This window comes from Allobosea sp. LjRoot9, from assembly GCF_964252745.1.
Classification (GTDB): domain Bacteria; phylum Pseudomonadota; class Alphaproteobacteria; order Rhizobiales; family Beijerinckiaceae; genus Allobosea.
Genome location: NZ_CAXUPC020000005.1, coordinates 259,091 through 285,764, shown reverse-complemented (window position 1 = coordinate 285,764; position 26,674 = coordinate 259,091). Strand labels below are relative to the sequence as shown.

The window sequence follows — 26,674 nt, the reverse complement described above, 5'->3', positions numbered from 1 at the left end:
CCCGTCATCGCGAGGAGTGCGGCGACGAAACAGGTCGCCCGCCGTTCCGCGCAGGCGAATGGCCTTGGGCAGACACTCACCTGCCGCTGGACGCATGCCGCCTTTGTCCGTAAATCACCAAGCAACAAGGCCCGTCTCCAAAACGGGCGCTGGGGAGGAAATTCATGTCGTTGACCCGCCGTTCCGCGCTCGGCCTGATGGCCGGGGCCGTCTCTGTGCCGTCACTCCTGGCGCCCTCGATCATCCGGGCGCAGAGCTTCCCGGCCAGGCCGATCAGCCTCGTCGTGCCCTATCCGGCGGGCGGCCCCACCGACGCCATCGCTCGCTTCGTGGCGCAGGAGATGTCGAGCTCGATCGGCCAGAACGTGCTGGTCGACAACCGCGCCGGCGCCTCGGGCGCGGTCGGGACGCGTGCCGTCGCCCATGGCGCTGCCGACGGCTACACCATCGTCTTCGGCAACAACCAGACGCATGGCAACAACATGTTCCTGCTGAAGGAGCCGGGCTATGACGCGGTCAAGGATTTTGCCCCGCTCTGCGGCGTCGGCGCCTTCGAGCATGCCTTCGTCGTGCGCAACGACCTGCCCGCGAAGACCATCGCGGAGCTGATCGCGCTGGCCAAGACCGATCCGGGCAAGCTGAACTACGGCTCGACCGGCGTCGGCTCCGGCTCGCATCTTGCGATGGAGCTGTTCATGCAGCGCACCGGCATCAAGATGACGCATGTGCCATTCCGGGGCGCGGCTCCCCTGGTGCAAGAGATCGTCGGCGGGCGCATCGACATCGCCAATTCGACGCTGCCGAGCGTGCTTGAACAGATCAACGCCGGCTCGATGCGCGCGCTTGCCTTGGCAAGCCCCGAGCGCAACCCGCGCGCCAAGGACATCCCGACCTTGCGCGAACAAGGCGTGAGCAATGCTGACGCCGATAGCTGGGCTGCGTTCTTTGCCCCCGCGGCGACGCCCACCCCCATTCTCAACCAGCTCTCCAAGGCGGTGATGGCGGCAATCGCCAAGCCCGCGATCACGGAGTCGATCCTGAAGCTTGGCTTCACGCTGAAGGTCCGCGATCCCGACGCCTTCAAGCCCTATCATCTCCAGGAGATCGCGACCTGGAAGCAGATCATCGCCGATGCCGGCGTGAAGCCGGAATGACACGCGCCACCTCACGTCAGCGTGAGATGGCAGCAATCCGATTGGCCGCCGGCACGGTTCCCCCTATCTGACGTTGCGACGTCAGATCAGGAGCCCATGATGCATCGATCCGTCCTCGCCCTGGCGCTCGCAGTCGCGCTATCCTCGCCTTTCGCGTCAGTCCAGGCCCAGCAGCGCTTTCCGTCGAGCGCGGGGGAACTTGTAGTCGAGACCGTGGCGAGCGGACTGGAGCATCCCTGGGGCCTCGCCTTCCTGCCCGATGGCCGCATGCTGGTGACGGAGCGCCCGGGTCGATTGCGGATCGTGCCCAGTGACGGCGCGCTCTTGCGGCCACTGACCGGCGTGCCCAATGTCGCGGGCCGAGGCCAGGGCGGCCTGCTCGACGTGGCGCTCGATCCGAAATTCGCCGAGAATCGGCTGATCTATCTCTCCTTCTCCGAGCCTCGCGTCGGCGGCAACGGCACGAGCGTGGCGCGCGGGCAGCTCAATGCCAACGGCACGGGGTTGGAGAATGTCGCCGTCATCTTCCGGCAGATGCCGGCGATCAACAGCACCTTGCATTTCGGATCGCGGCTCGTCTTCGACCGCGCCGGCGCGCTCTTCGTCACGGTCGGGGATCGCTACAGCGAGCGCGACCAGGCCCAGAATCCGGGGAACCATCTCGGCAAGATCATCCGCATCCGTCCCGAAGGCGGCACGCCCGCCGATAATCCGAAGAAGCCGGGCTGGCAGCCGGAGATCTGGTCGATCGGCCACCGGAATGTGCAAGGCGCGGCGCTCCACCCCGACACCGGCCAGCTCTGGACCGCCGAGCATGGCGCGCGTGGCGGCGATGAGGTCAACACGCCCAAAGCCGGGCTGAACTATGGCTGGCCCATCATCACCTATGGCGTCGACTATTCCGGCGCCAGGATCGGCGAGGGCACGGCCAAGCCCGGCATGGAGCAGCCGTTGTTCTACTGGGATCCCTCGATCGCGCCCTCGGGAGCAGCCTTCTATACTGGCAACGTGTGGCCAGCCTGGAGGAATTCGCTCTTCGTCGGGGCGCTTGCAGGCCAGATGCTGATCCGGCTCTCGACCAACGGCGAAACGGTGAGCGGCGAGGAGCGGCTGCTGACCGCGCTGGGCGAGCGCATCCGCGACGTCCGCCAGGGGCCCGACGGCTATCTCTATCTGCTCAGCGACGATGCCAAGGGGAAAGTGCTGAGGGTGCGCCCGGCACGGTGATCCGCACCCCCATTCGGAGCTTGCCTGCGGCAGTCCTGTCCTGAAAGCTCAGCGCGGTCCTCCGCCTCCACCGCCGGAGCCGCCGCCACCTCCACCGGCACCTCCTCCGCCACCGGGACCCCCGCCACTTCCACCAGCACCACCTCCGCTGCCGGGGCCGCCACCACTTCCACCAGCACCACCTCCGCCGCCGGGGCCGCCACCGCCGCCCTCGCCGCCGCCACCGGCGCCAGCGCCTCCCGGGCCACCGCCCGGTCCGCCTCCGGGACCGCCAGCTCCCGGACCACCAGGCCCTGCACCACCCGGTCCGGGCGCACCGCTGCCAGAGCCGCTACCGCCTTCCGAGCCGTTGCCACCGCCCTCGACCCGGATCGCGGTGAGGCTCAGCCCGCCCCGTATATCGACCATGAGTTCGACCACTGCACGTGCCGTCGTCAGATCGGGGATCGATGCCGCGCCAGCGGCGTCCGCAAAGGCCAAGCCCATACCGAAGCGCAGATTCACGCCCTCGCGACGCAGGAAGGCCTCGAGCGACAGGCGTGTCACGCCCGGTTCGAGCGGCAGCGCCTCGAGCGCCGCATGCGCGACGACGAAGCCCGCAGCGGTCGGCCGACCGGTCACGACGAGGCGTTGCCCGGCCCAGGCGGGGTCGGCCCCGGCGAGCTTCAGCCCATCGATCCAGAGTCCTTCATCATCGGCTTCGACCGTCCCGGTGACGCGATCGCGCCTCGCCTTGGCAGGCTCGACCAGGCTCGCCACGATGACCGCGTCCGGCCGGCGCAGGCCGCTGACCGCAACATATGCGCCCGGGCGCCACCAAGGCGCAGGCTCCAGCCCGGACACGTCGACACGCTGGTTGAGCACATTCATCGTTCCGTCTGCGATCTCGCGGATCCGGCCGACGACCTCGTGCGCGACCGCGATCCGGGAGGTGACCGGTCCGGTCGTTCCCGGCCTGGTTGCCACGCGCACGACCTGGCCGAGGCGCAGATCCCGCGGCGACGCAGACCTGCCGTCGATCGTCACCGGAACGCGTGGCGGATAGGCGATACGGACATCGTTGACGACGATGCTGCCGAAACGGCGAATCGTGCCGACGAAACCGGTGCCGCCAATGCCGCGATCGCCGCTGGCCTCGGTGGAGGGTGCAGCCCCCGTGCCGCCAATGCCCCGGTCTCCGGCCGTCTGCGCCTGCAGGCGCTGCACCGTTTCCGGCAAGACAAGGCCACCGGCGAGCAGGGCCAGCACATGGCGGCGCGAGAGCAGGGAAACGCGCCTCACCTCGGCTCGCCGGCATCTGCGCCGGTCGCCTCGCGATAGACATAGACGCCGAAATTCCAGCGCGCCGAGCCGCCCGGATCCGTCAGGCAGGCAGCATGCGCCTCGCGATTGGCCGTCTGCAAAGCCTCCAGGGCAAGCACCCGGGCGCGCTGCTCTAGCTTGCGGGCAAGCTCCGGCGAAAGGCCGTCATAGTGCACGGCGCGCTCCAGGAAGGGCGGTTCGGCGGCAAGCACGTTGGAGACCGCTGCAGCGACATGATCGTGCAGGTTTCGGCCAAAATAATAAAGCTTTCGCTCATCGTCCCCGCGCGGAACGAAGGCCGCCTCGGCGAGCACGACCCGCCCCTCGCCGTCGAGGCTGACGAGTCCGCTGTCGAGCCACTCGTCGAGCACCGCGCGCGGCCGGACATCGCGTGTCACCGAAGCGACGAGCGCCTCGAAGGAGGGCTCGGCATCGCCCGCCAGGCGCGCCAGCGGCAATGGCTTGCCGTCGGGCGCGCTGAAGGCCGGATCGGCCAGCCAGCGCGAGACGATCGACGACGTCCGCGAGACAGAGGCCGGTACGGTCGCGACCGGAGCGCCGGCGCCGCGCAACCGGCTGACCTCTTTGCGGTGAATGCCCGTCAGCAGGCTGACGCGGCTATCCGTCTGTTCCTTACCCGGCAGGCCGAAATCATGCTCGGCCACATTGACGTAAAGCTCGCGCAGGAGCTGGGCCAGCGCCGGAAAAGTCGTGCCGCTGCGGATGCATAATCGCACCAATGGCCGCAGCAGGCGAGCGAGTGGCCCCTGCAGCGCGGCGGCTTCCGGGGTGGAACGCGGCGGCACGAATGTCATCGCTCTCCCTTACCCAATCACGGCGTGGGATACAATCCCACAAAATTTTTGCACCGCACTCTTGACGCGGGAAGCTCGTCCGGATTTATATGTGGGAAATATACCCACACGAAACATTTCGAGACAAACATGGTCGCCGCCAGCTTCGCCGCAGAGCCTCCCCTCACGATCGACCACCCAGCTTCCCAACGGAGCCACCAAGCGGGCCTAGCCCGGCTTGCCCGCTGCCTGTGGCTCGGCTGCGCCTTCGCGACGCCCTATCTCGTCTTCTTGTGGCAGAGCCATGCGCGCTGAACGGGTCTTCTCGATGAACGCGTTCGAACCGGCCAATCGCAAGGCTCAACCTGTGCGCCAGATGACAGCGGGCCCGCAGGAGGCAGCGACGTTCGACCTCAACACCGGGCTGATCATCTTCATGCTCGGGCTGATCATCGGCTTCGTCTTCGCCGTGCCCTATGCGGTCTTCATGCTCGGACTGGAATAGCGACCCGGGCAGAATTGGGTCGCGAGGACGTTGGCAGAGCCAACTTGCCGATCAAGCCTTGCCGATCAGACCTTGCCGATCAGGTCCGGCCGCCGCTCGCGCGTGATTGTCTCCGCCTGTTCGCGCCGCCATCTGGCGATGCGGGCATGATCGCCCGAAAGCAGCGCCTCGGGCAGGCCCCTGCCCTCCCATTCGCGCGGGCGCGTATAGTGCGGGTATTCGAGCAGGCCGTTCTCGAAGCTTTCGTCCTGGCCCGACAATTCCTTGCCCATCACGCCGGGGATCAGGCGCACGCAGGCATCGAGCAGCAGCAGCGCCGCCATTTCGCCGCCCGACAGGATATAGTCGCCGACAGAGATCTCGGTCAGATTGCGCCCCTCGATGACGCGTTCGTCGACGCCTTCAAAACGACCGCAGACGATGACGACGCCTTCGCCCGCCACCCATTCCCGCACCAGCCCCTGATCGAGCCTGCGGCCGCGCGGCGACATCAGCAGGCGCGGCCGGCTGTCGTCAGCAGGAACCGCCGCATCGATCGCCGCCGCCAGCACGTCGCAGCGCAGCACCATGCCGGCTCCGCCACCCGCCGGGTTGTCGTCGACATTGCGATGGCGGCCGATGCCATGGTCGCGGATCTGGTGTGCGTCCAGCGACCACAGGCCCTTGCGCAAGCCCTCGCCCGCCAGCGAGACGCCAAGCGGGCCAGGAAACATCTCTGGATAGAGCGTCAGGACGGAGGCGCGAAAAGCCATCGCTCAAGCAAAGCGCAGCGCGGGCAGCCCGTCCAGCGCCGCGAAATCCTTGGCGCTGGCGATGACGTTGTCGAAGCCGGTGAAATCCTTCGCGCCGAGCATGCTCAGGATCGCAACCGCGCGCATGCCGGCGCGGCGTGCGGCCTCGACGCCGTTGGGCGCGTCCTCGAAGACGACGCAAGCTTCCGGCGCGACCTTCATGCGTTCGGCAGCCCCCAGGAACAGGTCCGGATTCGGCTTGCCGCGAAAACCCTGGGACGGCGCGATGATCGTGGCGAAGCGCGAGCGCAGGCCCAGCGTGTCGAGCACGATGTCGATATTCCCGGGCGGAGCCGCCGTGGCGACAGCCATCGGCACGCCAGCCGCATCGGCCCGCGCCATCAGGTCGAGAAGGCCGGGCATCGGCGCGACATGCGGGCCGTATTCCCGCCGGTAGAAGAGCTCCTTCTCCTTGCCCATCGCCTCGATCTCGGCGGGAGTGGCATTGGGAAAGAGTGGGCCGATGATCTCGCCGACCGCCATGCCGGCGGTATGCGAAAAGAAGCTGTCGCGGTCGAAGGGCAATCCATGCGTCACATGCAGATGCTCCCAGGCATCCTCATGGAAGCGCATATTGTCGACGATGGTACCGTCCATGTCGAAGATCAGGGCACGGACGGGACCGTCACTTGTCATCGTCGACCTCGAACAGGCCCTCGGGCGGCTCGGCCTCGATACGGCGGGCCGTGACGTCGATACGCGGCGCGAAAGCCTTGGTGAAGGGCATCAGCACCGAGCGGCCGTCAGGCATCGCGATGTCGAGCAGATCGCCGGCGCCGTAATTGGCGACGGCCGTGACCGCACCGAGGATGACGCCATCCGGGGCTACGACCGTGCAGCCGATCAGATCGGCCTGCAGGAACTCGTCTTCATCCTCGACCAGTGGGAGCTTGTCGCGGGAAACGAAGAGCTTCACCCCGGCCAGGCTCTCGGCCGCCTCGCGGCTGGTCACGCCCTTGAGCCGAGCGACGACCACTTCCTTGGCCGGGCGGATGTCGGCGATCTCGAAACGCCGGCCCGCCTCGTCGCTCAGCGGGCCGTAATCGGCGATCGCCAACGGATCACCGGTGAAGGCTTTGATCCGAACCTCGCCCTTGATGCCATGAGCTGCGCCGATGACGCCGAGCAGGACGAGTTCGGTGTCAGCGGCCATCAGGCGTCATGGCCGGGCTTGACCCGGCCATCTCCTGCCAGAGGTTCTCGGATCGAAGCTGAGCTTCGCCCGAGAATGACGCCTGGATCCGCATCAAGCTCACGCCTCGGCTTCAGCCGGGGCAGCGCTCTTGGCGGCGTTCTTCTCGGCACGCTCCTTGGCCTTCTCGCCAGGAAGAGCCTTGGTCGGGTTGTTGCGAGCCGGACGCTTGGCGAGGCCGGCAGCGTCGAGGAAGCGCAGCACGCGGTCGGTCGGCTGAGCGCCCTTGGCGAGCCAATCCTTGGCCTTCTCGAGATCGAGCACGACGCGCTCGGCCGAATCCTTGGCCTTCATCGGGTCATAGGAGCCGATCTTCTCGATGAAGCGGCCATCGCGCGGCGAGCGGGCGTCGGCGACGACGATGCGGTAGTACGGGCGCTTCTTGGCGCCGCCACGGGTCAGGCGGATCTTGAGGGACATTCGCGTCTTCCTTGGTTAGGTATCGTTTTGGGTTGGGTTGAACTCAGGCTTTGTTGTCGTCGACCAGTTGATCGATCATGGCCCAGGGATCGTCCTTCATGCCGGTCGACGTGAAGACTTCGAGATCGATGGAGCCGTCCTCGAGAACGTCGATCTCCCAATATTCTCCGGGCGCATGCACGAAGAAGGAGAAGGCGTCGTCCCGGTAGGATGAGGTTTCGTAGGACAGGTTGGCGTCGTCGAGACGCGCCTTCACCTGCTTGAACACGTCGAACATGCCGACGCGCATATCGGTCGGTTTGGTCATTTCTTCTTCCCTCCGAAGGGATTGTTGCCCCCAAGCCCTGGCAGAGACCTGCCCGGGAGACCACTGCCCAGTCCCGGCAGCTTCGGCATCATGCCGGCAGGCGGGGTGACGCCCTTGGGCAGCCCCGGGAAACCGCCAGGCGGAAGGCCCGGCATGCCGCTGCCTGCCCCCATCTGCTTCTGCAGTTCGGCGAGTTGCGCCGGATCCATCTTCGACGGATCGAGCCCGCCGGGCAGGCCGCCCATGCCGCCACCGCCGATCCCGAACATCTGGCCGAGCTTGCCGAGCATGCCACCCTTCTGCTTGCTCATCGCCTTCATCATGTCGGCCATGCCGCGATGCATCTTGAGCAGCTTGTTGATCGCCTCCGGCGTGGTGCCCGAGCCCGCTGCGATGCGCTTCTTGCGGCTGTTCTTGAGCAGGTCCGGGTTCTTGCGCTCGGCTGCCGTCATGGAATCGATGATGGCAATCTGGCGCTTGATCATCTTGTCGTTCACGCCGGAATTGGCGAGCTGACCTTGCATCTGCTTCATGCCGGGCAGCATGCCCATCACGCCGCCAAGCCCGCCCATCTTCTCCATCTGCTGCAATTGCATGCGCATGTCGGAGAGGTCGAAATTGCCCTTGGCGAGACGCTGCGCCAGCGCTTGGGCCTTGTCGGCATCGACCGTCTCGGCCGCGCGCTCGACCAGGCCGACGATGTCGCCCATGCCGAGGATGCGGTTGGCGACGCGCGAGGGATGGAAATCCTCGAGCGCATCGACCTTTTCGCCGGTGCCGACGAGCTTGATCGGCTTGCCGGTGACGGCGCGCATCGAGAGCGCCGCGCCGCCGCGGCCGTCGCCATCCATGCGGGTCAGGACGATGCCGGTGAGGCCGACGCGCGCATCGAAGGCGCGCGCCGTGTTGACGGCGTCCTGGCCGGTCAGCGCATCGGCGACGAGCAGAACCTCATGCGGGTTCGTCGCAGCCTTCACCTCGGCGACTTCCGCCATCAGCGTATCGTCGAGTGTGACGCGGCCGGCGGTATCGAGCATGACGACATCGTAGCCGCCGAGCTTGCCGGCCTCGATCGCGCGACGCGCGATCTGCACGGCGCTCTGGCCAGCCACGATCGGCAAGGTCTCGACGCCGACCTGCTTGCCCAGGATGGCGAGCTGCTCCATCGCGGCAGGCCGCCGCGTATCGAGCGAGGCCATCAGGACGCGCTTCTTGTTGCGGTCGGTCAGGCGCTTGGCGATCTTGGCCGTCGAGGTCGTCTTGCCCGAGCCCTGAAGACCGACCATCAGGATCGGCACCGGCGGCACGGCATCGAGCGTAATGCCTTCACCCTCGCCGCCAAGCATGTCGATCAGAGCGTCATTGACGATCTTGATGACCTGCTGGCCGGGCGTAACCGATTTCAGCACTTCCGCGCCGACGGCCCGCTCGCGCACCTTCTCGGTGAAGGAGCGCACGACCTCGAGCGCGACGTCGGCCTCGAGCAACGCCTTGCGCACCTCGCGCAGCGCGGCGTTGACGTCCTCCTCGGTCAGCGAACCCCTGCGGGTGAGACCCGAGAGGATGCCCGATAGCCTGTCGCTCAAAGTGCCGAACATGCTGTGCCTCAACGAGCCGAAACGAAAAGCCCTATCGCCAAACGGTTTCGCGCCCGAGGGCGCGGACGCGCTGTCGGGCGTTGACCTCCGGGCTCGAAATGCTCAGGGAGCGGCCCGGTCGGCTGATGCGGTCTCGTCGATGTCGGCGAAACGAATGCGCGGGTTAAAGCGGGAGAATGTGGCGAAAGTCAAGGTTGGCACATGAGATCAGAACGTTTTCGAGCGAAGTGGCCACCGGTTCGCGTGAAGAAAACGCGCTAAAACAAAAAGCTAAGGTGGCTGAACGATCCAACCGGGATCGGATCGACCTGATCGATGAACCCGTCTCTCGTTATTTGATAGAGCACGAGCCACGGCGCGAGCGCTTGCCTGAGCCACAACCCTGAGGTTTAAAGGCGCGCCTAGATTTTCATCAGGGAATTGCCATGGCCGCGCGCACGACGACCCTTTCAGCCCTTGCCTTCACCGCCTTGTTCCTCAGCCTGTCGCAAGCCCAGGCCCAGCAGGCCTGCCATAATAATTTCAAGACCGATGGCGTTCCGATGGTGACCGGCCTGACCTATCGCAGCTGGGACCTCGTCACGAATCGCGCGCCTGCAGCCGTGCTGAAGAACCTGGCGGCCGCCGTCGCCGCGGAGGGCTTCGCCGGTATCCGCGTCGATAATGCCACGAGTTCGGTCGTCGCGATCCAGGAAACCACCGGTTCGGGCCGGCCGCAGACTCTGCGCGTCACCGCCCGCAAGAGCGGGCCGGCCACGCGCGTCGACGCCGCTTTCGTCGTCCAGCAGGGCCAGATCGCGCCGGAAGGCTATGTCCGCGACGCGCTCTGCCGCGTCATCGCCGGCGGCCGCGGCTGAGATCGTCGCATAACCGCTGGGATTACGTTACGGTACAAGGTGGTACACCCGACAAACCGAAAGCCGACGATGGATCAGCATCTCTTCCGCGTGGCGACCCTCGCCATAACCCTGCTCGCCGCCGGCTGTGCCGGCGATCCGCGCAGCGCCACGCCTCTCGACGCCTCGGCCACCCAGCGCCTGGCCGCTGTCAAGCTCGACACGGCCGCCGCCACTCGCATCCTCAACGCCTATCGTGCCAGCCAAGGCCTCGGCCCGGTCAGGCTCGACTCGACGCTGACCGCCATGGCGCAGCGCCAGGCCAATGCGATGGCCGCGGCGAACACGCTCTCCCATGACGCTGGCGGCAGCTTCGTCTCCCGCGTCCATGGCGCCGGGCTGAAAGCGGGGCGTACGGCGGAGAATGTCGGCGGCGGCTACTATTCGACCGAAGAGGCCTTCGCGGGCTGGAAGGCGTCCTCCGGACACGACGTCAATCTGCGCATGCCCGAGGCGACGCGCTTCGGCATCGCATTGGCCAAGGCCCCCCAGACGCAATACGGGGCGTGGTGGGCGCTGGTGATCGCCGGCGACCGTTGAAAAGCGCTGAGCTCGACGTGGGGGGGCTCGCGGGCTATTTCGGGGGGAGCCCGAAGACGCCGCGCTGAGCCCCCTTTACAACCCGCTTCGCTTGGGGATTGCTCCGCCCTCAATCACCGGAGCCGCCGTCATGACCTTCGAAGCCTGGGCAGCCTTTGCCGCCGCCACCGCCGCCCTGCTGGTGATTCCCGGCCCGACGATCCTGCTGGTGATCTCCTATGCGCTCGGCCAGGGCTGGCGCACGGCCTTCCCCATGGCAGTGGGCGTCGCGCTCGGCGATTTCACAGCGATGACGCTCTCCATGCTCGGCGTCGGCGCGCTGCTGGCGGCCTCGGCCACCATCTTCACCGCTCTGAAATGGGTCGGCGCGGCCTATCTCATCTATCTCGGAATCAAGCTCTTCCGCGCTGGCGGCACGCTCGACGCCAAGCCGCGCCAGGACACCGTCTCACCCTGGAAGATGCTCGCCCATGCCTGGCTGGTGACGGCGCTGAACCCCAAGAGCATCACTTTCTTCGTCGCCTTCCTGCCGCAGTTCCTCGATGCGAAAGGCGATTTCTGGACGCAGATGCTGATCTTCGAGGCGACCTTCATCACCCTCGCCTTCGCCAACGCCTTCGGATACGCGCTGGTCGCCTCGCGCGCCCGCTCGGTGATCGGCAACCCGCGCGCAATCGGACTGTTCAACAAGGCTGGCGGCACGCTGCTGGTCGGGGCCGGCATCGCGACGGTCGCGGTGCGCTCGGGCAGCAACTGAGGCGCAACCTATGCCGAGAGACGGATTCAGATTTCAGATGGCATCACGGAGTGATCCCATCTGAAATCTGAATCCGTCTCTCACCGGGAGTTAGAGCAGGATGCGAAAAACCGGTTCCCGCTTTCTCGCATCCTGCTCTAGCAAGGACACCGCCACGCTTGATTTCTACAGGGCCGAGGCCGGGACTTATGCCGGGCGGACGCGCAAGGTCAGATATGTCCGCCTCGATGCATTCGCCGCCGCGCTCCCGCCCGGCGGCAAGGTTCTCGAACTCGGCTGTGGTGGCGGGCAGGACAGCGAGGCCCTGCTGGCGCGTGGCTTCGCGGTGACGCCCACCGATGGCTCGCCGGAACTGGTCGGCCAGGCCGCGCAGCGGCTCGGGCGACCGGTCAAGATGCTGCTGTTCGAGGATCTAAACGAGAGCAATGCCTTCGACGGCATCTGGGCCAATGCCTGCCTGCTGCATGTGCCGCGCCAGGCCCTTCCGGCGATCATTGGCAAGGTACAAGCTGCCCTGAAACCGGGCGGCGTATTCTATGCCAGCTTCAAGGCCGGCACCGCTGAGGGCCGCGATCGCTTCGGGCGCTATTACAACTACCCGTCCCCGGACTGGCTGCGCGGCGCATACGATGCCGACCGCTGGCGCAAGCTCGACATCGACGAAGACATGGGCGGAGGCTATGATGGCGAGCCGACCCGGTGGCTGCATGTGGTCGCGTTCAAGAGGCCGTGACGACGGACGATCTCCCTCTAGGCGGCGGCATCGGCATGCATCAGGATCGCCGGACTTGATCCGGCGCACTCACGCCCCACTTCTGACACCATGAATCGTCGCAAGCTCCTTTCCTTCTTCGGCCTCGCTGGTCTGCTCGGCTCAACCGGTGCCGCCTGGGCGGCGCTCTCGCGCTCGCGCAATCCCTATTACCAGGGCCCCGTCACAGCTCATTTCGATGGCATGAGCTTCAGCGACGGACGCCCCGTCACCAAGGGGCTGCTCGACATCTGGAGATGGCAGACCTCCAAGCGCGAGCGCGAGGCCTTTCCCGAGCGTTACCCGGCCCCGCCGCAGGACAAGCCACCGGCGCGCGTCGAGGGCGTTCGCATCGTCCATCTCGGCCACGCCTCGTTCCTGTACCAGGTCGCGGGGCTGAACCTGCTGATCGACCCGGTCTATGCGCAGCGCGCCAGCCCGTTCTCCTTTGCCGGCCCCAAGCGCGTGAACGAGCCCGGCGTCGCCTTCGACGATTTGCCGAAGATCGACATCGTGCTGATCACGCATAATCATTACGACCACCTCGATCTCGCGACGCTGGCCCGCATCCATGCCCGCGACATGCCGCGCATGATCATGCCGCTCGGCAACGACACCATCGTCAAGGCGCGCATTCCCGACGCGCTGACGCAGGCCCATGACTGGGGCGACCGCGTCGCTCTGTCCGATACGGTCTCGGCGACACTGGTTCCGACCTATCACTGGTCGGCGCGCGGCGCGCTCGACCGGCGCATGGCGCTGTGGTGCTCCTTCGTCATCGAGACCGGCGGACCGAAGGTCTTCCATATCGGCGACACCGGCTATCATGACGGCTCGCTCTATGAGCGGCTCGGCCAGGAGCATGGTCCGTTCGATCTCGCCGTGCTGCCGATCGGCGCCTATGAGCCGCGCTGGTTCATGTCGGACAACCACATGAACCCGGAAGAGGCCGTGAAGGTGATGACCTCGCTTAGGGCGCGCCAGGCGATCGGCCATCACTGGGGCACGTTCCAACTCACCGACGAAGGCATCGAGCGCCCGCCCGAGGCGCTGAAGGCGGCCCTGGCGCAGGCCGGCCTGCCGGAGGAGCGCTTCAGGCCGATGCGGCCGGGGCTGAGCTGGACGGCTTAGAGTCCGGAACGCTTTTCCAGGAAACGCTCCGTCATTCCAGGCGGAGCGCAGCGAAGACCCGAAATCCATCAAAGAGCGCAAAGCCCTCCGATGGATCCCGGATTTGCGTCGCTACGCGACTTGTCCGGGATGACGTGGCGCGTGTGTAAGGCCTCTCAGCGCGGCTGGACGTAGACGTTGATCTCGAGGTTCGGATCGCCCGGATCGTTCAGATCGCTGACATACTCCTCGAGGAAGGCGTCCTTCACCACGATGCTCTTGGCCTCGAGATAGGCCGTGATCGTCTCATAGGTCGAGTCGATGTCGTCATAGGGCGCGACATGGACAAAGCGCAGCGAGGGGCCGGCCGGCGACAGGCCGACCTTGACGCCGCGCGCGAATTCCGAGGTCCGCGCACCCTCCGGCGCCTGCCCGACCGGCAGCATCGCCTCGAAGCGGAAACCGTTATCGTCGGTTTCGACGAACAGCGTCAGCGGCCGGCCGGCGATCGGCAGCCCGGCCTTGGCCGCCTCCTCGCGCAGGATCTTGAAACTCTCGCTCAGGCGCTGAAAGCCCTGATCCCAGCTCGACTGGCCGGCGAGCGACAGCACCGGCTTGGAGACGAGCAGGACGGCATCGACATCGCTCGTATCGCCCCGCTTGCCGGCCAGCGTCGCGTTCGGATCAGGCACGCCCGTCTGCTGCTGCGGCACGGGCGGTACCGGCAGTGCCGGACCGGGAGCCGGCAGGGTCGGAGGCGGCTGGACCGGCTGCGGCTCGGGCGGGAGCGGCGATGCCGGCGGGGGCTGGACAGGCTGCGGCGCGGCCGGCCCTTGCAGCACCGGGGGCGGTTGAACCGGCTGCGGCTCGGCCACTGGAGGGGCGGCCTGCGCCTGCGCAGGAGCGGCCGCACCCGGCGGCGGAGCGAGCGGCGCGGAATCGACAGCCGTCGGAGGCGCGACGCGCGTCTGCGCGAAGGCCGGCATGGAGGCACCAAGCAGCGCTGCGAGCGCCAGAACACCAATCCGGGAATGCCGCATCATCATGGTCCTGACCAAAAAGAACGATTCGCGCCCTTGCAGCGCAACATAGAATGTCCACCTTCACGCAGGAACGGGCGAAGGGTGGCTTTTTCGCGTCGGTTCCCTCATAGACGCCGTAGTTTGTGGACGTGTGACCGAATGAACGCTCTGGCAACCCGCCGGTTCCTGAAAATGAACGGTCTGGGCAACCAGATCACCGTGCTCGACCTGCGCGGATCGCAACTGCGCGTCAGCGAATCCGACGCCCGCGCCATCGCGGCGCAACCCGGCGCCCGCTTCGACCAGCTCATGGTGCTGCACGACGCCGTGACGCCCGGCACCGACGCCTATGTCCGAATCTACAACACCGACGGCTCGGAAGCCGGCGCCTGCGGCAACGGCACGCGCTGCGTCGCCTGGGCGATGATGGCCGACCCCGCAATGGGCGATCCGTCCAAGACCAGGCTGACGCTCCAGACCAAGGCCGGCCTCCTGCCGGCTGTGCGCGAGAGCGAGCTCGTCTTCACCATCGACATGGGTGCACCCCGCCTCGCCTGGGACGAAATCCCGCTCGCCGAGCCGTTCCACGACACCGCCCATTTCGAACTGCAGATCGGCCCGATCGACGATCCGATCCTGCACACGCCCTGCGCGGTCAACATGGGCAACCCGCATGCGGTCTTCTTCGTCGACGATCCCTATCGCTTCAATCTGGAGCAGATCGGGCCGCTGCTGGAGAACCATCCGATCTTCCCCGACCGCGCCAATATCGAGCTCGCGGCGGTGACCGCGCCCGATCATATCGTGCTGCGCGTCTGGGAGCGCGGCGCCGGCATCACCCAGGCCTGCGGCTCGGGCGCTTGCGCGGCCCTGGTCGCAGCGGTGCGGCGTGAATTATCCGCCCGCAAGGCGGTCGTCAGCCTGCCCGGCGGCGATCTCACCATCGAATGGCGCGAGCGCGACGGCCATGTGCTGATGACCGGCCCGGTCGCCTTCGAATGGGAGGGCGTGCTCGAGCCGGACTGGTTCGAGAGGGCGGCCTGATGGCGCTGGAGGTCGTCACCTTCGGCTGCCGCCTCAACATCGTCGAGAGCGAGGCGATCCGCGAGCGCGCACAGGCCGCGGGCCTCGACGACCTCGCCATCGTCAACAGCTGCGCCGTCACCAGTGAAGCGACGCGCCAGGCCAGGCAGGCGATCCGCCGGTTGAAGCGCGAGCAGCCCGGCCGGCCGGTGGTGGTCACGGGCTGCGCCGCGCAGATCGAGCCCGCCCGCTTCGCCGCCATGCCGGAAACCGCGCGAGTTCTCGGCAATGCCGAAAAGATGAAGCCCGGAACCTGGGCTGCGCTCGCCCGCTCCAACAGCCTGCTCGGCGACGCAGAGACCACAGCCGACGACAAGATCGCCGTCTCCGACATCATGGCGCAGACGACCCTGTCCGATGCCCGGACAGGCCGCTTTGCCGCCCATACACGCGGCTTCGTCCAGGTCCAGAACGGCTGCGACCATCGCTGCACCTTCTGCGTCATCCCGTTCGGCCGGGGCAATTCGCGTTCGCTCGCGCTGAGCGAGGCGGTCGCGCAATGCCGCAGGCTGAGCGAGGCCGGCGCGCGCGAGATCGTGCTCACGGGCGTCGACCTGACGAGCTATGGCCGCGACCTGCGGGATGCGCCGACATTGGGCCGGCTGGTGCAGGCGATCCTGCGCGCCTTGCCCGAATTGCCGCGCCTGCGCCTCTCCTCGATCGATGCGGTCGAGGTCGATGACAAACTCCGCGAGGCGATCGCGACCGAACCGCGCCTGATGCCGCATCTGCATCTTTCGCTGCAGGCCGGAGACGATCTGATCCTGAAGCGAATGAAGCGTCGGCACGGCCGCGAGGATGCGATCCGCTTCTGCGCGGAGATGCGGGGCTTACGGCCCGATATCGTCTTTGGCGCCGATTTGATCGCCGGCTTCCCGACCGAGGACGAGGCGATGTTCTCGCGCTCGCTCTCCTTGGTCGAGGAATGCGGCCTGAGCTTCGTCCACGTCTTCCCCTATTCGCCGCGCCCGGGCACGCCGGCCGCGCGCATGCCGCAATTGCCCGGCGGTATCGTCTCGGAACGGGCCGGCCGCCTGCGCGAAGCCGCTCGCGACGCGCACAGGCGGCACCTCGACGCCCGTCTCGGCCGGCCGCTCTCGGTGCTGACCGAACGCGGCAACACCGGCCGCGCCGAGGATTTCACGCTGGTGCGCTTCCAGCGCGATGTCGAGCCCGGTGAGATCGTGGCCGTCCTGACGCAAGAAGCGGATGAAAAGGCGCTGCTCGCCGCCTGACGCAGATCGCGGCCCCGGCCACCATTGGGAGGGCGCGCGGCCGGAGCGGCGAGAGCCTCCGATACGAAGGCCCGCCGATTGGTCGAGACGAGAGGCGATCTGGTTCAATCGCGCTCACACGCCGCTCAGTGCCCGCGCACATCCCCCCGTGTCTCAGACGCCGAAGGCCAGACCTGAAACACGCTGCATCTGATTGTTGCAGTAGCCGCGCGGATTCCATGGCGTCTCGAAAGGCTGGACATTCCCCTCGACGTCGCGCGCCTGCGTCACGATCGAAAGCGGTCCCGCCCGCTCGATGGTGAAACCCAAGCGGAAGCGCCGCCAGGCGAACGGCCCCTCGCTATCCCTGAGCTCGGCCTCGAGCCAGCTTGCCCCGCCATCGCAGGAGGCGCGCAGGCCCGCCAGCGGGATCGCTCCGCTCCAGGCGAAGCCGTCGACGACGAGGACCGATCCCACCGCGATGTCGAACCCATGCGCCGGCGCTGTGATCAGCGATTTCACCGGCATGTCGGTGATGACCGAAAACCGGGCCGGATCGATCGCCTCGCCCGGCTTCACCGGCGTCTGGGGCATCCGATAATCCGTGCCGCGCATTTTCTCGCCGTCATGTTCGACATCGAGCAGCGAAATCCGGTCGAGCCATTTCTGCCAGGCCGAGCCGGGAAAACCGGGCGCGACGATGCGCAGCGGTCCGCCATGCAACGGCGGTAGAGGCTCGTCGTTCATCGCGAAGGCGATCAGCGTCTCCGCCGCCAGCGCCTTGGCAATCGGCAAGCCGCGCGACAAGGCCGGCCGCGATGGATCCGACAAGTTCCGGTCGGGCGCGTAATGCGCGGTATAGACGGCGCTCGCCTTCACGCCGGACGCCTCCAGCACATCCTTCAGCCTGACGCCGGTCCAGCGCGCGCAGCCGACGGCGCCCAGCCGCCAGGGCAAGCCGTCGGTCGCAGGTGAGAATTGCGAGCGGCCATTGCCGGCGCATTCGAGCACGGCGGTGACGGTGACGGTTTCGAAGCGCGCGCGCAGTTCGGCGATCGACCAGACCAGCGGCCGCTCGACCTCGCCATCGATCGTCAGCCGCCAGGCCTCGGCCGGCCCGGTCTCGGGTAGGTCGCCATTGTTGCGGATGAAGAAGGCGTCGATCGGTGTGATCGGCTCAGCCAGCAAATCGAGCGCCGGCTCCGCGTTCAGCGCCTCCTCGTCATGAACATAGAGCCCGGGCTTCAGCCGGCGCAGCAGCGGGAGTTCGAGAAGGCGACGGGGCAATCAGCAACCTTTTCGTCGGCGCGCGGATGCGTGCGGCGGATGGCGCATGCCTTCGGCCTCGGCGAGGCAAACTAGCCATCGCCCTCCGCGCGATCAAGCCGCCGGGCATCTCATTTGTGGGAGGCGACCTCCTCGCGCAGCGCACGGCGCAGCACCTTGCCGACATTGGTCTTGGGCAGGCTGTCGCGGAAGACGATCTGCTTGGGCACCTTGTAGCCGGTCAGGCTCTCCTTGCAGAAAGCGCGCAAGACCTCGGCCGTCAGCGCTTCGTCCTTCTTGACCACGAAGGCGGTGACGGCCTCGCCGGAATGCTCGTCGGGCAGGCCGATCACCGCTGCCTCCAGCACGCCGGGATGGCTGGCGAGCACGTCCTCGACCTCGTTGGGATAGACGTTGAAGCCCGAGACCAGGACCATGTCCTTCATCCGGTCGACGATCTTGAACTGGCCGTCGGGCAGCAGCACGCCGACATCACCTGAGCGGAAGAAGCCGTCGGCTGTCATCACCTTGGCGGTCTCGTCGGGCCGGTTCCAGTAGCCGGCCATCACCTGCGGGCCGCGGATGCAGATTTCGCCCGGCTCGCCCGCGGCCATGTCGTGCCCTTCGGCATCGCGGATAGCGAAGTCTGTCGAGGGCAAGGGATAGCCGATCGTACCGGAAAACTCGGTGATGTCGGGTCGGTTGATCGAGGCGACCGGCGAGGTCTCCGAGAGTCCGTAGCCCTCGACGATCGGTCGGCCGGTGACGTCCTTCCAGCGCTTGGCGACGGCGGCCTGCGTCGCCATGCCGCCGGCGACCGCGAAGCGCAGCTCGGAAAAGTCGACATCCTTCATCTCGGGATGCAAGGCGAGCGCGTTGTAGAGCGTGTTCACCCCGGAGAAGAGCGTGATCCGGCTGGATTTCAGCGTCTTGATGAAGCCGGCGATGTCGCGCGGATTGGCGATCAGCAACCCCTTGGCGCCAATGCGCAGCATGAACATGCAGCAGCAGGTCAGCGCGAAGATGTGGTAGAGCGGCAGCGCCGTGACCATGACGTGCTGGTAGTCGGACCGGCCCAGCGGCGGCTCCAGCGCCCAGCCGAGCCAGAGCACGCATTGCTCGACATTCGACGAGACATTGCGATGCGTCAGTGTCGCGCCCTTGGCGACGCCGGTCGTGCCGCCGGTATATTGCAGGAAGGCGACGTCATCGGGCGTGACCGTCACCGGCGCCATCACGCTCGGCCCCGCCAGGATGTCCTTGAGCGCGACCGAGCCCGGCAGATTGAAGGATTTGACCACCTTCTTGATCTTGCGGGCGACGAAATTGACGATCGTGCCCTTGAAGCCCATCAGGTCGCCGGCGGTGGCGATGACGATGGCCTCGAGCTTGAGATTGGGCTTCGCCTCCTCGACGACATGGGCGAAGTTCTCGATCACCACCAGCACGCGCGCGCCGGAATCGTTGAGCTGGTGTGTCAGCTCGCGCGCCGTGTAGAGCGGGTTGATGTTGACGACGGTGAAGCCGCCGATGAGCGCCCCGAAGATCGTCGCCGGATAGGCCAGGATATTGGGCATCATCAGCGCGATGCGGTCGCCCTTCTTGAAGCCCTGCGCCTGCAACCAGGCGGCGAAGGCCTGTGCGGCGCGGCCGGTCTCGGCGAAGCTGATCGTCTTGCCGAAGCTCTCGAAGGCCGGGCGGGCGGCATAGGTCGTGCATGCGGTGTGGACGAGATCGGCCAAGGTGCCGACCTTGTTCGCATCGAGCTCTGGCGGCACGGCGGCAGGATATTGCGCCAGCCAGGGACGCGGGTCAGGCTTCGCCGCGGCGGCGCTCATCGCATTCATGGTCATCCTCCCATCTCGCCGGCTTTGCGACCGCAGGAACGGCCGTGCCAGTGTTTTTTCATGACCATACAGTGCGGAACCGAATGGGCGGGCGCAAGCGCCCGCCCCCAAGAATACACAAAAAGGTTTAGATATAAACCTTTCAGATCACAGGCGCTTCATCGCGCCTGCGCCAGGGCATGCGAGGCAACGATGGCCTCGGCCGGCTTGCCGGCGAGTTCGGCGAGATGGTCGAAGCGGGCGCTGAACGAACCGACCCCTGCTGTTGCCGAGCGCAGCTCGACGATCAGCCCCGGCATCTCCGCCTCCGGGATCAGCGCATTGATCTGGTCCCAGCCGCGCCAGCCCGGCCGCGAATCATAGCCGAGGATCTGCCCGCGCCGGCTCGAGACGATGGCCGAGGCCCGCGACATCGCCTCGGAGGGGATCACCACCTCGACCGCCAGAATCGGCTCCAGCAGCACGGGTTTCGCCTGCGGCACGGCCTCGCCCATGGCGATGCGCGCTGCCTGTCTGAACGCCATGTCGGAGGAATCGACCGTGTGATAGGAGCCGTCGGTCAGCGTCACCTCGATATCGACCAGCGGAAAGCCAAGCGGCCCGTTCTGGCAGAAATCGCGCATGCCGGCCTCGACAGAGGCGATATATTGCCGGGGCACCACGCCGCCGGTGATGCGATCGACGAAGCGAATGCCCTCGCCGCGCGGCAGCGGTGCAACCTCCAGCACCACGTCGCCATATTGCCCATGCCCGCCGCTCTGCTTGCGGTGCCGCCCGCGCGCGCCGGCCTTGCTCCGGATGGTCTCGCGATGGCCGATCTGCGGCGGCCCGCTCTCGACGGACACGCCATAGCGCCCGGCGAGCCGCTCCAGCGTGACACGCAGATGCATCTCGCCCTGGCCGGACAGGCGCATCTCGCCGAACTCCGGCAGATGCGTGATCGAAAGCGCGGTATCCTCCTCTGCCAATCGCGCCAGCGCCGCCGCCAGCCTGACATCGTCTTTGCGGTCCTTCACCGAGACGGCCAGCGCATGCACGGATTCGGGCGGCGCGACCGAGCTCACCACGCTCGCGCGCAGCTTGCCGAGCGTCAGCGCATCCCCGGTCACCACGCCTTCGAGCCGCGCGAAGGCGGCGATCTCGCCCTCCTCCGCCGCCGGCTTGCGCGTCTGCTCCATGCCCTTGACCGCTAGCACGCCGGCGATCCGCGCCTCGACGCCGCCCGAGGAGGTCACGACATCGCCCTCCGCCAGCCTGCCGCGCAGCATGCGGGCAAGCGAGACCTTGCCGCCCTGGCCGGAATGCCAGGTCTTCATCACCTGCGCGAGCGGCGCGCCCTCGGCCACGACGCCGATGCGTCCGCGCGTCTCGCCAAGGCCGGGAGCCTCGTGCCGCAGCGCCTTGAGCAGGCGCGTCACGCCATTGCCGCGCTCGGCCGAGCCGATCAGCACCGGCACGACATGACGGTGCTGCAATTCCCGCGCGAGATCGTCGAAGATGCGGTCGCGCGGCGGCTCCATGTCGCCGAGCAGATCCTCCATCAATGCGTCGTCGTAATCGGCGAGCTTCTCCAGCATCGAGAAGCGTGCTTCCTTCTCGCGCCCCGTCTCCTCGGAGCCAAGCGGCACGATCTCGCTGGGCGCATGCTCGCGGTAGATGAAGGCACGCTCCAGCGCGAGGTCGATGAAGCCGACCGCGATGCCCTTCTGCCAGATCGGGATCTGGCGCAGCAGCAGCGGCGTGCGCGAGGCACGCTGCAGGATGCCGAGCGTCTCGCGCACCCGGCGCGAGGCGGTGTCGATTTTGTTCAGGAACAGGAAGCGCGGAATATCCGCTTCCTCGAGCTCGCGCAGCACGAGTTCGAGCGCCGGCGCCTTGCGGTCATCCGCCTCGCAGACCACCACCGCGGCGTCGACCACCGGCAGGACATGGCGCATCTCGTGCAGGAACTCGACGGAGCCGGGACAATCGACGAACTGGAAGCGCTCACCGAGAAATTCGACGGAGGCAACGTTGAGCTCCGTGCTCATCTGATGCGAGCGGGCCTCCGCACTCGCATCGCCGACACTGTTGCCGGTCTTGACCGAGCCCGCGCGGGAGACGCCGCCGCAGCGCTCCAGGATGCTTTCGAGCAGGGTCGTCTTGCCGCTCTGAAAGGGGCCGACGATGGCGATGCATCGCGGGCCCCCGCCTCTGACTCCGTTTGCGTTTCCTTCGTTCCGGGATGTCGCAGCCATGGCTTCCTCCTTCGGTCATTGGCCGCGAAGGGACGAGAAGCCGTTGGGCTCAGGGCTCCGACGCGGCAGGAACCGGCGAGGGAAGACAAGTGAAGCGCCCACGCCGGAAAGGCGGCGGTCGCTCAGGCCCGACAGGGGTCGGGCGGCCGTCGAAGAGGGATTTCGAAGGGCAGGTTCGCGCCGTTCGAGGCCGGACGCAAGAGCTTTGTCGGCGGGATGCGGACAGGCTTGCACGGTGCGCCTGTTCCCAGCCGTGCCCTCAACGCCTCGCCGAAACGTAGCGCTCGATGACGGCGACCTCCTCCGTCAGCCGCGCGGCCCGTTCAGCCTGGCCGAGCTCGCGCAGCTCCCGGGCTACCGCCGTCCTGTCGCTGATCTCTCGGTCGATCAGCCCGTCCAGTTCCGCATCCGACAGAAGCATTCGCGGCACCTCCACGGCATCGTCGCCGAATTGGCGAACGACATATCTCTGGTGAAGCGCGCCAAGCGGAACGGCCTGCGCATTGTCGATCGCGGCAATGAGCGAACGCAGGCAGGAGATCTCGCTGGCGCGCCGCTCGCGCATCGCGACCTTCAGGTCAGCCCTCAAGCGCAGCTGAAGGGTGCTGGCGGGATCCGTATTCACGACCACCCTCTACCGATTCCGCCGCTGCCCCCGCAGCGTCGTCAGCCCGATGCCAACAGCATCGAACCCCCCATCGACCGCGAGAACCTGGCCGGTGATGTAGCTCGACCTGTCGCTGCACAGGAAGAAGATCGCTTCGGCCAGTTCCTCCTCCAGCCCGTAGCGGTTGAGCGGGATGACGTCGTGATAGTCGGCGCGGATCTCGGGGCTGTGCACCGCCTTGGCCATGGCGGTGTCGACCGGGCCGGGCGCGACCGCGTTGACGCGGATGCCCAAGCCCGCGAGCTCCGCCGCCTGCTGCTTGGTGAGATGGGCGAGTCCGGCCTTGCTGGTGCCGTAGGCGACCCGCAGCGTCGAGGCGCGCAGGCCCGAGATCGAGGTGATGTTGACGATCGCGCCGCCGCCGGTATCGGCCATCAGCGGGGCGGCGAGCTGCGTCGTCAGGAACGGCCCGGTGAGGTTGACCGCCAGGACCCGCTGCCACTCCTCATAGCTGGTCTCCAGCAGCGGCTTGAACACAGCCGTGCCGGCATTGTTGACCAGCGCATCGAGCCGGCCAAAGCGCGTGACCAGAGCCGCGAAGGCAGCTGCGACAGCGGCAGGATCGGAGACATCGCAGGCCAGCGCCAGCGTCGCCTCCGGCTGCGCCAGTTCGGCCACCGCCTTGTCCAGGGTCTCAGTGTCGATATCGAGCAGTGCGACCCGCCAGCCCTCTGAGAGAAAGCGTCTGGCGGTGGCAAGCCCGATGCCGCGCGCGGCGCCGGTGACGAGGGCGATCTTGTGGAGGCTTTCAGGCATGTTTTCCGACCCTGGATACTGTCATTGTTGTTGCGTACCGCTATGCACCTCGGCAAGGGCCTCGCCAAGTCTCGCCAGGCCTCGCTTCGCCGGCCAAGCCGCTCTGCGAAAGGCGAGAGCTGGATGCGAAAAAGTGGGCACCGGTTTTTCGCATTGATCCTGCTCTCACTTTTAGATGAGAGACGGATTCAGATTTCAGATGGGATCACCTTGTGATTCCATCTGAAATCATCCGGCTCTAGCTCGACAAGCGCCCGACTCTGCTGTATGGCCCCGCTCACAACTGAAAACAGCGTGCCGAACGCCCGCGCAGCTCAAGCGCGACAACGGCTATTGGAGAGACCCGTGAACATCATCGAACAGCTCGACAAAGAGCAGATCGCCAAGCTCAGCGCAGGCCGCGAGATCCCGCACTTCCAGCCCGGCGACACCGTGCAGGTCAACGTCAAGGTCAAGGAAGGCGAGCGTAGCCGCGTCCAGGCCTATGAAGGCGTCTGCATCGCGCGCAATGGCGGCGGCCTGAACGAGGCCTTCACCGTCCGCAAGATTTCCTATGGCGAGGGCGTCGAGCGCGTCTTCCCGCTCTACTCGCCGAACATCGACTCCATCAAGGTCGTCCGCAAGGGCAAGGTGCGCCGCGCCAAGCTGTATTACCTGCGCGATCGCCGCGGCAAGTCGGCCCGTATCGCCGAGCGCGTCGAGCCCCGCGCGCCGAAGGCCGACAAGGCCGCCGCGAAGTAAGCTTCGGCTTCAATCGCAAGAGATTTGGAAAACGCGGTCCTTCGGGGCCGCGTTTTTTCGTTTCCCGCAGCCTTCGGCATAACGCGCGCCTTCATCCCGGACGCAGCGAAGCGGAGATCCGGGATGAAGGCGGAGGGAGGCGCGACTGCGGTATCCAGCTCCGCGAAGGCGCGCCTACTCCTGCGCTCCGAAGGTCATGTCGCGCCGGGCCGTCAGGATGCTGATCGAATAGCCGGCAATGACATCGACCAGGCACATCAGCGTGATGATCAGGAACGTACCTGTGCCGAAGGCCGGCAACAGCAGGAAGGCAATGAAGCTGGCGAGGAAGACCAGCATGGACAAGCCGTGATTGAGGATCGAGTTCGTCTTGGCGCTGGCCGCGTTCATGACCTCGAAGAACAATACGATCGTCGCGACGAAGAGCAGGAGCTCGCTCACCGTCAGCGAAAAACGTACGCCCGACGGCAGGCCGAAGCCGAGGACTTCGCGCCCCAGCGGCTGCCCCATGACGGCGATGACGACGGCGTAGACCAGCACCGCCAGCACCATGAAGGGAAAGGACCTGAGCATAACCACACCTCGCTTCGTCGCCTGAGCCCCGGCTCGGGCGCACCGATCCCTGCTTATCAGCATGGCGGTCGCGAGGCATCTATCCCATCGCGGCATGCGCGCCACGCGCGGCTGTATCTCGCGGGCTCGCATCTCGATTGTCGCGCCACCTTAGAACTGCTAGACACTCCCTCATGTCACTGCGTTCCGATCGATCGATGCTGCGCGTCTGCGCCGTCCAGGGTGAAGGCCATCTGCCTGCCCTGCCGACGACGCAGGACTTTGTCGCGCTCGACGATCACGCCCGCCTGCCCTGGCGCTTCTTCGGACGTTTCACGGCGTCGATCGCCGCAGGCCTTACGCGCGCCTGAGACCGGCCGTTTCAGGCCGGCGACAGGCCGTTGCGCTGCGCCCTCCGGCATGAGCCGGACCGTTCGAGACATCCCGATATCCGCAAGACATCCCGATACCCGTAAGACATTCTCGGTATCCGACAGAGGCCACCACGTCATGACGTCCAACGCCACCCCACGCACGCTCTACGACAAGATCTTCGACGACCACATCGTCGACCAGCAGGAGGACGGAACCTGCCTGCTCTATATCGACCGCCACCTCGTCCATGAGGTCACGAGCCCGCAGGCTTTCGAGGGGCTGCGCCTGACCGGCCGCAAGGTCCGCTCGCCTGAGAAGACGCTGGCCGTCGTCGACCACAACATCCCGACGACCGACCGCAGCAAGGGCATCACCGAAGAGGAAAGCCGCATCCAGGTCGAGGCGCTGGCCAGGAACGCCAAGGATTTCGGCGTCGAGTATTTCAACGAGCTCGATATCCGCCAGGGCATCGTCCACATCGTCGGCCCCGAGCAGGGCTTCACCCTGCCCGGCACCACCATCGTCTGCGGCGACAGCCACACCTCGACGCATGGCGCCTTCGGGGCGCTGGCGCATGGCATCGGCACCTCGGAGGTCGAGCATGTGCTCGCCACCCAGACGCTGATCCAGAAGAAAGCCAAGAACATGCTCGTCCAGGTGGACGGCACGCTCGCCAAAGGCGTCACCGCCAAGGACATCACGCTGGCCATCATCGGCGAGACCGGCACGGCCGGCGGCACCGGCTCGGTCATCGAATATGCCGGCGATGCCATCCGCGCCCTCTCGATGGAGGGCCGCATGACGCTGTGCAACATGTCGATCGAGGGCGGCGCGCGCGCCGGCATGGTCGCGCCCGACGAGAAGGCCTTCGCCTATCTGAACGGCCGTCCCAAGGCGCCCAAGGGCGCGGCCTGGGAGGCGGCGCTGCGCTATTGGGAGACGCTCTACAGCGACGAGGGCGCGCATTTCGACCGCATCGTCCGGCTCGACGCCAACAACCTGCCGCCGATCGTCTCCTGGGGCACGAGCCCGGAAGACGTCATCTCGGTCGCGGGCGCTGTGCCCGATCCCGCCCTGATCGAGGACGAGACCAAGCGCACATCCAAGCAGCGCGCGCTCGACTATATGGGCCTGACCGCCGGCACCAAGATCACCGACATCCCGCTCGACGTGATCTGGATCGGCTCCTGCACCAATGGCCGCATCGAGGACCTGCGCGCCGTCGCCAAGATCGTCGAGGGCAAGAAGATCGCGGGCTCGCTCGACTACGCCATGATCGTGCCGGGCTCGGGTCTCGTGAAGCAGCAGGCAGAGCAGGAAGGTCTGGACAAGATCTTCCTCGCGGCGGGCTTTGAATGGCGCGAGCCGGGCTGTTCGATGTGCCTGGCGATGAACCCCGACCAGCTCAAGCCGGGCCAGCGCGCCGCCTCGACCTCGAACCGCAATTTCGAGGGCCGCCAGGGCTACAAGGGCAGGACGCATCTGGTCTCGCCGCAGATGGCGGCAGCCGCGGCGCTTGCCGGCCACTTCGTCGATGTCAGGCAGTTGGGGTGAGGCCCGGTAAGCGGGG

Annotated in this window: 28 protein-coding genes; 13 read left to right on the top strand and 15 right to left on the bottom strand. The window is 66.7% G+C overall.

Annotated features, from left to right (window positions below; genetic code table 11):
* Positions 1-164 precede the first annotated feature (164 nt).
* Positions 165-1,154: a Bug family tripartite tricarboxylate transporter substrate binding protein gene (locus ACSQ3P_RS21160; RefSeq protein WP_436167451.1), complete on the top strand. Its 990-nt coding sequence runs from the start codon at positions 165-167 to the stop codon at positions 1,152-1,154.
* A gap of 99 nt (positions 1,155-1,253) precedes the next feature.
* Positions 1,254-2,381, top strand: a complete 1,128-nt coding sequence (locus ACSQ3P_RS21155; RefSeq protein ID WP_436167450.1) for a PQQ-dependent sugar dehydrogenase — start codon at positions 1,254-1,256, stop codon at positions 2,379-2,381.
* A 48-nt stretch (positions 2,382-2,429) separates the two neighbouring features.
* Here ACSQ3P_RS21155 and ACSQ3P_RS21150 read toward each other — a convergent pair whose 3' ends face one another.
* Together ACSQ3P_RS21150 and ACSQ3P_RS21145 are read right to left on the bottom strand one after the other, a co-directional pair.
* Positions 2,430-3,662, bottom strand: a complete 1,233-nt coding sequence (locus ACSQ3P_RS21150; RefSeq protein WP_436167449.1) for a DUF5666 domain-containing protein — start codon at positions 3,660-3,662, stop codon at positions 2,430-2,432.
* Positions 3,659-4,498, bottom strand: a complete 840-nt coding sequence (locus tag ACSQ3P_RS21145; protein ID WP_436167448.1) for a DUF6502 family protein — start codon at positions 4,496-4,498, stop codon at positions 3,659-3,661. Before ACSQ3P_RS21145 ends, ACSQ3P_RS21150 begins: the two co-directional genes overlap by 4 nt.
* Before the next feature lie 307 nt (positions 4,499-4,805).
* Here ACSQ3P_RS21145 and ACSQ3P_RS21140 point away from each other — a divergent pair, with 307 nt between their 5' ends.
* Complete coding sequence (locus ACSQ3P_RS21140) at positions 4,806-4,982, top strand: hypothetical protein (RefSeq protein ID WP_436167447.1); 177 nt, start codon at positions 4,806-4,808, stop codon at positions 4,980-4,982.
* A 65-nt stretch (positions 4,983-5,047) separates the two neighbouring features.
* Here the strand turns inward: ACSQ3P_RS21140 and trmD are convergent, their stop codons facing one another.
* From trmD to ffh, 6 genes are all read right to left on the bottom strand, one after another.
* Complete coding sequence (gene trmD / locus ACSQ3P_RS21135; RefSeq protein WP_436167446.1) at positions 5,048-5,734, bottom strand: tRNA (guanosine(37)-N1)-methyltransferase TrmD; 687 nt, start codon at positions 5,732-5,734, stop codon at positions 5,048-5,050.
* A 3-nt stretch (positions 5,735-5,737) separates the two neighbouring features.
* Positions 5,738-6,409 (bottom strand): HAD family hydrolase, encoded by a 672-nt coding sequence (locus ACSQ3P_RS21130; protein WP_436167445.1) that lies wholly within the window; start codon positions 6,407-6,409, stop codon positions 5,738-5,740.
* The gene (rimM, locus tag ACSQ3P_RS21125) at positions 6,399-6,926 is read right to left on the bottom strand and encodes a ribosome maturation factor RimM (RefSeq protein WP_436167444.1); all 528 of its coding nucleotides are present in this window, start codon (positions 6,924-6,926) and stop codon (positions 6,399-6,401) included. The genes ACSQ3P_RS21130 and rimM overlap by 11 nt, the downstream gene beginning before the upstream one ends.
* A 99-nt stretch (positions 6,927-7,025) precedes the next feature.
* Entirely contained in the window at positions 7,026-7,385 is a 360-nt protein-coding gene (gene rpsP / locus ACSQ3P_RS21120; RefSeq protein ID WP_310148378.1) for a 30S ribosomal protein S16, read from the bottom strand.
* A gap of 43 nt (positions 7,386-7,428) precedes the next feature.
* Positions 7,429-7,692 (bottom strand): hypothetical protein, encoded by a 264-nt coding sequence (locus ACSQ3P_RS21115; RefSeq protein ID WP_069692704.1) that lies wholly within the window; start codon positions 7,690-7,692, stop codon positions 7,429-7,431.
* On the bottom strand, positions 7,689-9,290 hold the full coding sequence (ffh, locus tag ACSQ3P_RS21110) for a signal recognition particle protein (RefSeq protein WP_436167443.1): 1,602 nt from the start codon (positions 9,288-9,290) through the stop codon (positions 7,689-7,691). The genes ACSQ3P_RS21115 and ffh overlap by 4 nt, the downstream gene beginning before the upstream one ends.
* A 425-nt stretch (positions 9,291-9,715) precedes the next feature.
* On the opposite strand from ffh, the gene ACSQ3P_RS21105 reads away from it, so the two are divergent.
* The 5 genes from ACSQ3P_RS21105 to ACSQ3P_RS21085 all read left to right on the top strand — a co-directional run bounded on the left by ACSQ3P_RS21105 (position 9,716) and on the right by ACSQ3P_RS21085 (position 13,365).
* Positions 9,716-10,147 carry a hypothetical protein gene (locus ACSQ3P_RS21105; RefSeq protein WP_436167442.1) on the top strand — a complete coding sequence of 144 codons (432 nt, stop codon included), beginning with the start codon at positions 9,716-9,718 and terminating at the stop codon, positions 10,145-10,147.
* Between the two features lie 69 nt (positions 10,148-10,216).
* Positions 10,217-10,726 (top strand): CAP domain-containing protein, encoded by a 510-nt coding sequence (locus ACSQ3P_RS21100; protein ID WP_436167441.1) that lies wholly within the window; start codon positions 10,217-10,219, stop codon positions 10,724-10,726.
* 130 nt (positions 10,727-10,856) lie between these two features.
* Positions 10,857-11,483 (top strand): LysE family translocator, encoded by a 627-nt coding sequence (locus ACSQ3P_RS21095; RefSeq protein WP_436167440.1) that lies wholly within the window; start codon positions 10,857-10,859, stop codon positions 11,481-11,483.
* A 100-nt stretch (positions 11,484-11,583) separates the two neighbouring features.
* Positions 11,584-12,216 (top strand): class I SAM-dependent methyltransferase, encoded by a 633-nt coding sequence (locus tag ACSQ3P_RS21090; RefSeq protein ID WP_436167439.1) that lies wholly within the window; start codon positions 11,584-11,586, stop codon positions 12,214-12,216.
* Between the two features lie 90 nt (positions 12,217-12,306).
* Positions 12,307-13,365 (top strand): MBL fold metallo-hydrolase, encoded by a 1,059-nt coding sequence (locus ACSQ3P_RS21085; RefSeq protein ID WP_436167438.1) that lies wholly within the window; start codon positions 12,307-12,309, stop codon positions 13,363-13,365.
* Between the two features lie 155 nt (positions 13,366-13,520).
* Here ACSQ3P_RS21085 and ACSQ3P_RS21080 read toward each other — a convergent pair whose 3' ends face one another.
* Entirely contained in the window at positions 13,521-14,384 is an 864-nt protein-coding gene (locus ACSQ3P_RS21080; RefSeq protein ID WP_436167437.1) for a GyrI-like domain-containing protein, read from the bottom strand.
* A gap of 141 nt (positions 14,385-14,525) precedes the next feature.
* Between ACSQ3P_RS21080 and dapF the strand changes: the two genes are divergently transcribed.
* Positions 14,526-15,410, top strand: a complete 885-nt coding sequence (gene dapF / locus ACSQ3P_RS21075) for a diaminopimelate epimerase (RefSeq protein ID WP_436167436.1) — start codon at positions 14,526-14,528, stop codon at positions 15,408-15,410.
* Positions 15,410-16,684: a tRNA (N(6)-L-threonylcarbamoyladenosine(37)-C(2))-methylthiotransferase MtaB gene (mtaB, locus tag ACSQ3P_RS21070; protein ID WP_436167435.1), complete on the top strand. Its 1,275-nt coding sequence runs from the start codon at positions 15,410-15,412 to the stop codon at positions 16,682-16,684. Before dapF ends, mtaB begins: the two co-directional genes overlap by 1 nt.
* Positions 16,685-16,837: 153 nt before the next feature.
* Here mtaB and ACSQ3P_RS21065 read toward each other — a convergent pair whose 3' ends face one another.
* The 5 genes from ACSQ3P_RS21065 to ACSQ3P_RS21045 all read right to left on the bottom strand — a co-directional run bounded on the left by ACSQ3P_RS21065 (position 16,838) and on the right by ACSQ3P_RS21045 (position 23,436).
* Entirely contained in the window at positions 16,838-17,950 is a 1,113-nt protein-coding gene (locus tag ACSQ3P_RS21065; RefSeq protein ID WP_436167434.1) for a sulfite oxidase, read from the bottom strand.
* Between the two features lie 110 nt (positions 17,951-18,060).
* Positions 18,061-19,767: an AMP-binding protein gene (locus tag ACSQ3P_RS21060; protein WP_436167522.1), complete on the bottom strand. Its 1,707-nt coding sequence runs from the start codon at positions 19,765-19,767 to the stop codon at positions 18,061-18,063.
* Positions 19,768-19,934: 167 nt separating this feature from the next.
* Positions 19,935-22,013, bottom strand: a complete 2,079-nt coding sequence (locus ACSQ3P_RS21055; protein ID WP_436167433.1) for an elongation factor G — start codon at positions 22,011-22,013, stop codon at positions 19,935-19,937.
* Positions 22,014-22,272: 259 nt separating this feature from the next.
* On the bottom strand, positions 22,273-22,578 hold the full coding sequence (locus tag ACSQ3P_RS21050; RefSeq protein WP_436167432.1) for a hypothetical protein: 306 nt from the start codon (positions 22,576-22,578) through the stop codon (positions 22,273-22,275).
* 69 nt (positions 22,579-22,647) lie between these two features.
* On the bottom strand, positions 22,648-23,436 hold the full coding sequence (locus ACSQ3P_RS21045; RefSeq protein WP_436167431.1) for an SDR family NAD(P)-dependent oxidoreductase: 789 nt from the start codon (positions 23,434-23,436) through the stop codon (positions 22,648-22,650).
* Positions 23,437-23,781: 345 nt separating this feature from the next.
* Between ACSQ3P_RS21045 and rplS the strand changes: the two genes are divergently transcribed.
* Positions 23,782-24,177, top strand: coding sequence for a 50S ribosomal protein L19 (gene rplS / locus ACSQ3P_RS21040; RefSeq protein ID WP_244546293.1), 396 nt, complete (start codon positions 23,782-23,784; stop codon positions 24,175-24,177).
* Positions 24,178-24,351: 174 nt separating this feature from the next.
* Here rplS and ACSQ3P_RS21035 read toward each other — a convergent pair whose 3' ends face one another.
* Complete coding sequence (locus tag ACSQ3P_RS21035) at positions 24,352-24,750, bottom strand: hypothetical protein (RefSeq protein ID WP_436167430.1); 399 nt, start codon at positions 24,748-24,750, stop codon at positions 24,352-24,354.
* A gap of 173 nt (positions 24,751-24,923) precedes the next feature.
* Here ACSQ3P_RS21035 and ACSQ3P_RS21030 point away from each other — a divergent pair, with 173 nt between their 5' ends.
* Both ACSQ3P_RS21030 and leuC read left to right on the top strand, forming a co-directional pair.
* Positions 24,924-25,100: a hypothetical protein gene (locus ACSQ3P_RS21030; protein ID WP_158516284.1), complete on the top strand. Its 177-nt coding sequence runs from the start codon at positions 24,924-24,926 to the stop codon at positions 25,098-25,100.
* A 139-nt stretch (positions 25,101-25,239) separates the two neighbouring features.
* Positions 25,240-26,658 carry a 3-isopropylmalate dehydratase large subunit gene (gene leuC / locus ACSQ3P_RS21025; protein ID WP_436167429.1) on the top strand — a complete coding sequence of 473 codons (1,419 nt, stop codon included), beginning with the start codon at positions 25,240-25,242 and terminating at the stop codon, positions 26,656-26,658.
* Positions 26,659-26,674: the final 16 nt, after the last annotated feature.

Coding starts and splice junctions, on each gene's coding strand:
- ACSQ3P_RS21160 (WP_436167451.1), top strand. CDS start 165: ATGTCGTTGACCCGCCGTTCCGCGCTCGGCCTGATGGCCGGGGCCGTC.
- ACSQ3P_RS21155 (WP_436167450.1), top strand. CDS start 1,254: ATGCATCGATCCGTCCTCGCCCTGGCGCTCGCAGTCGCGCTATCCTCG.
- ACSQ3P_RS21145 (WP_436167448.1), bottom strand. CDS start 4,498: ATGACATTCGTGCCGCCGCGTTCCACCCCGGAAGCCGCCGCGCTGCAG.
- ACSQ3P_RS21140 (WP_436167447.1), top strand. CDS start 4,806: ATGAACGCGTTCGAACCGGCCAATCGCAAGGCTCAACCTGTGCGCCAG.
- trmD (WP_436167446.1), bottom strand. CDS start 5,734: ATGGCTTTTCGCGCCTCCGTCCTGACGCTCTATCCAGAGATGTTTCCT.
- ACSQ3P_RS21130 (WP_436167445.1), bottom strand. CDS start 6,409: ATGACAAGTGACGGTCCCGTCCGTGCCCTGATCTTCGACATGGACGGT.
- rimM (WP_436167444.1), bottom strand. CDS start 6,926: ATGGCCGCTGACACCGAACTCGTCCTGCTCGGCGTCATCGGCGCAGCT.
- rpsP (WP_310148378.1), bottom strand. CDS start 7,385: ATGTCCCTCAAGATCCGCCTGACCCGTGGCGGCGCCAAGAAGCGCCCG.
- ACSQ3P_RS21115 (WP_069692704.1), bottom strand. CDS start 7,692: ATGACCAAACCGACCGATATGCGCGTCGGCATGTTCGACGTGTTCAAG.
- ffh (WP_436167443.1), bottom strand. CDS start 9,290: ATGTTCGGCACTTTGAGCGACAGGCTATCGGGCATCCTCTCGGGTCTC.
- ACSQ3P_RS21105 (WP_436167442.1), top strand. CDS start 9,716: ATGGCCGCGCGCACGACGACCCTTTCAGCCCTTGCCTTCACCGCCTTG.
- ACSQ3P_RS21100 (WP_436167441.1), top strand. CDS start 10,217: ATGGATCAGCATCTCTTCCGCGTGGCGACCCTCGCCATAACCCTGCTC.
- ACSQ3P_RS21095 (WP_436167440.1), top strand. CDS start 10,857: ATGACCTTCGAAGCCTGGGCAGCCTTTGCCGCCGCCACCGCCGCCCTG.
- ACSQ3P_RS21090 (WP_436167439.1), top strand. CDS start 11,584: ATGCGAAAAACCGGTTCCCGCTTTCTCGCATCCTGCTCTAGCAAGGAC.
- ACSQ3P_RS21085 (WP_436167438.1), top strand. CDS start 12,307: ATGAATCGTCGCAAGCTCCTTTCCTTCTTCGGCCTCGCTGGTCTGCTC.
- ACSQ3P_RS21080 (WP_436167437.1), bottom strand. CDS start 14,384: ATGCGGCATTCCCGGATTGGTGTTCTGGCGCTCGCAGCGCTGCTTGGT.
- dapF (WP_436167436.1), top strand. CDS start 14,526: ATGAACGCTCTGGCAACCCGCCGGTTCCTGAAAATGAACGGTCTGGGC.
- mtaB (WP_436167435.1), top strand. CDS start 15,410: ATGGCGCTGGAGGTCGTCACCTTCGGCTGCCGCCTCAACATCGTCGAG.
- ACSQ3P_RS21060 (WP_436167522.1), bottom strand. CDS start 19,767: ATGAGCGCCGCCGCGGCGAAGCCTGACCCGCGTCCCTGGCTGGCGCAA.
- ACSQ3P_RS21055 (WP_436167433.1), bottom strand. CDS start 22,013: ATGGCTGCGACATCCCGGAACGAAGGAAACGCAAACGGAGTCAGAGGC.
- ACSQ3P_RS21050 (WP_436167432.1), bottom strand. CDS start 22,578: ATGCGCGAGCGGCGCGCCAGCGAGATCTCCTGCCTGCGTTCGCTCATT.
- ACSQ3P_RS21045 (WP_436167431.1), bottom strand. CDS start 23,436: ATGCCTGAAAGCCTCCACAAGATCGCCCTCGTCACCGGCGCCGCGCGC.
- ACSQ3P_RS21035 (WP_436167430.1), bottom strand. CDS start 24,750: ATGCTCAGGTCCTTTCCCTTCATGGTGCTGGCGGTGCTGGTCTACGCC.
- ACSQ3P_RS21030 (WP_158516284.1), top strand. CDS start 24,924: ATGTCACTGCGTTCCGATCGATCGATGCTGCGCGTCTGCGCCGTCCAG.
- leuC (WP_436167429.1), top strand. CDS start 25,240: ATGACGTCCAACGCCACCCCACGCACGCTCTACGACAAGATCTTCGAC.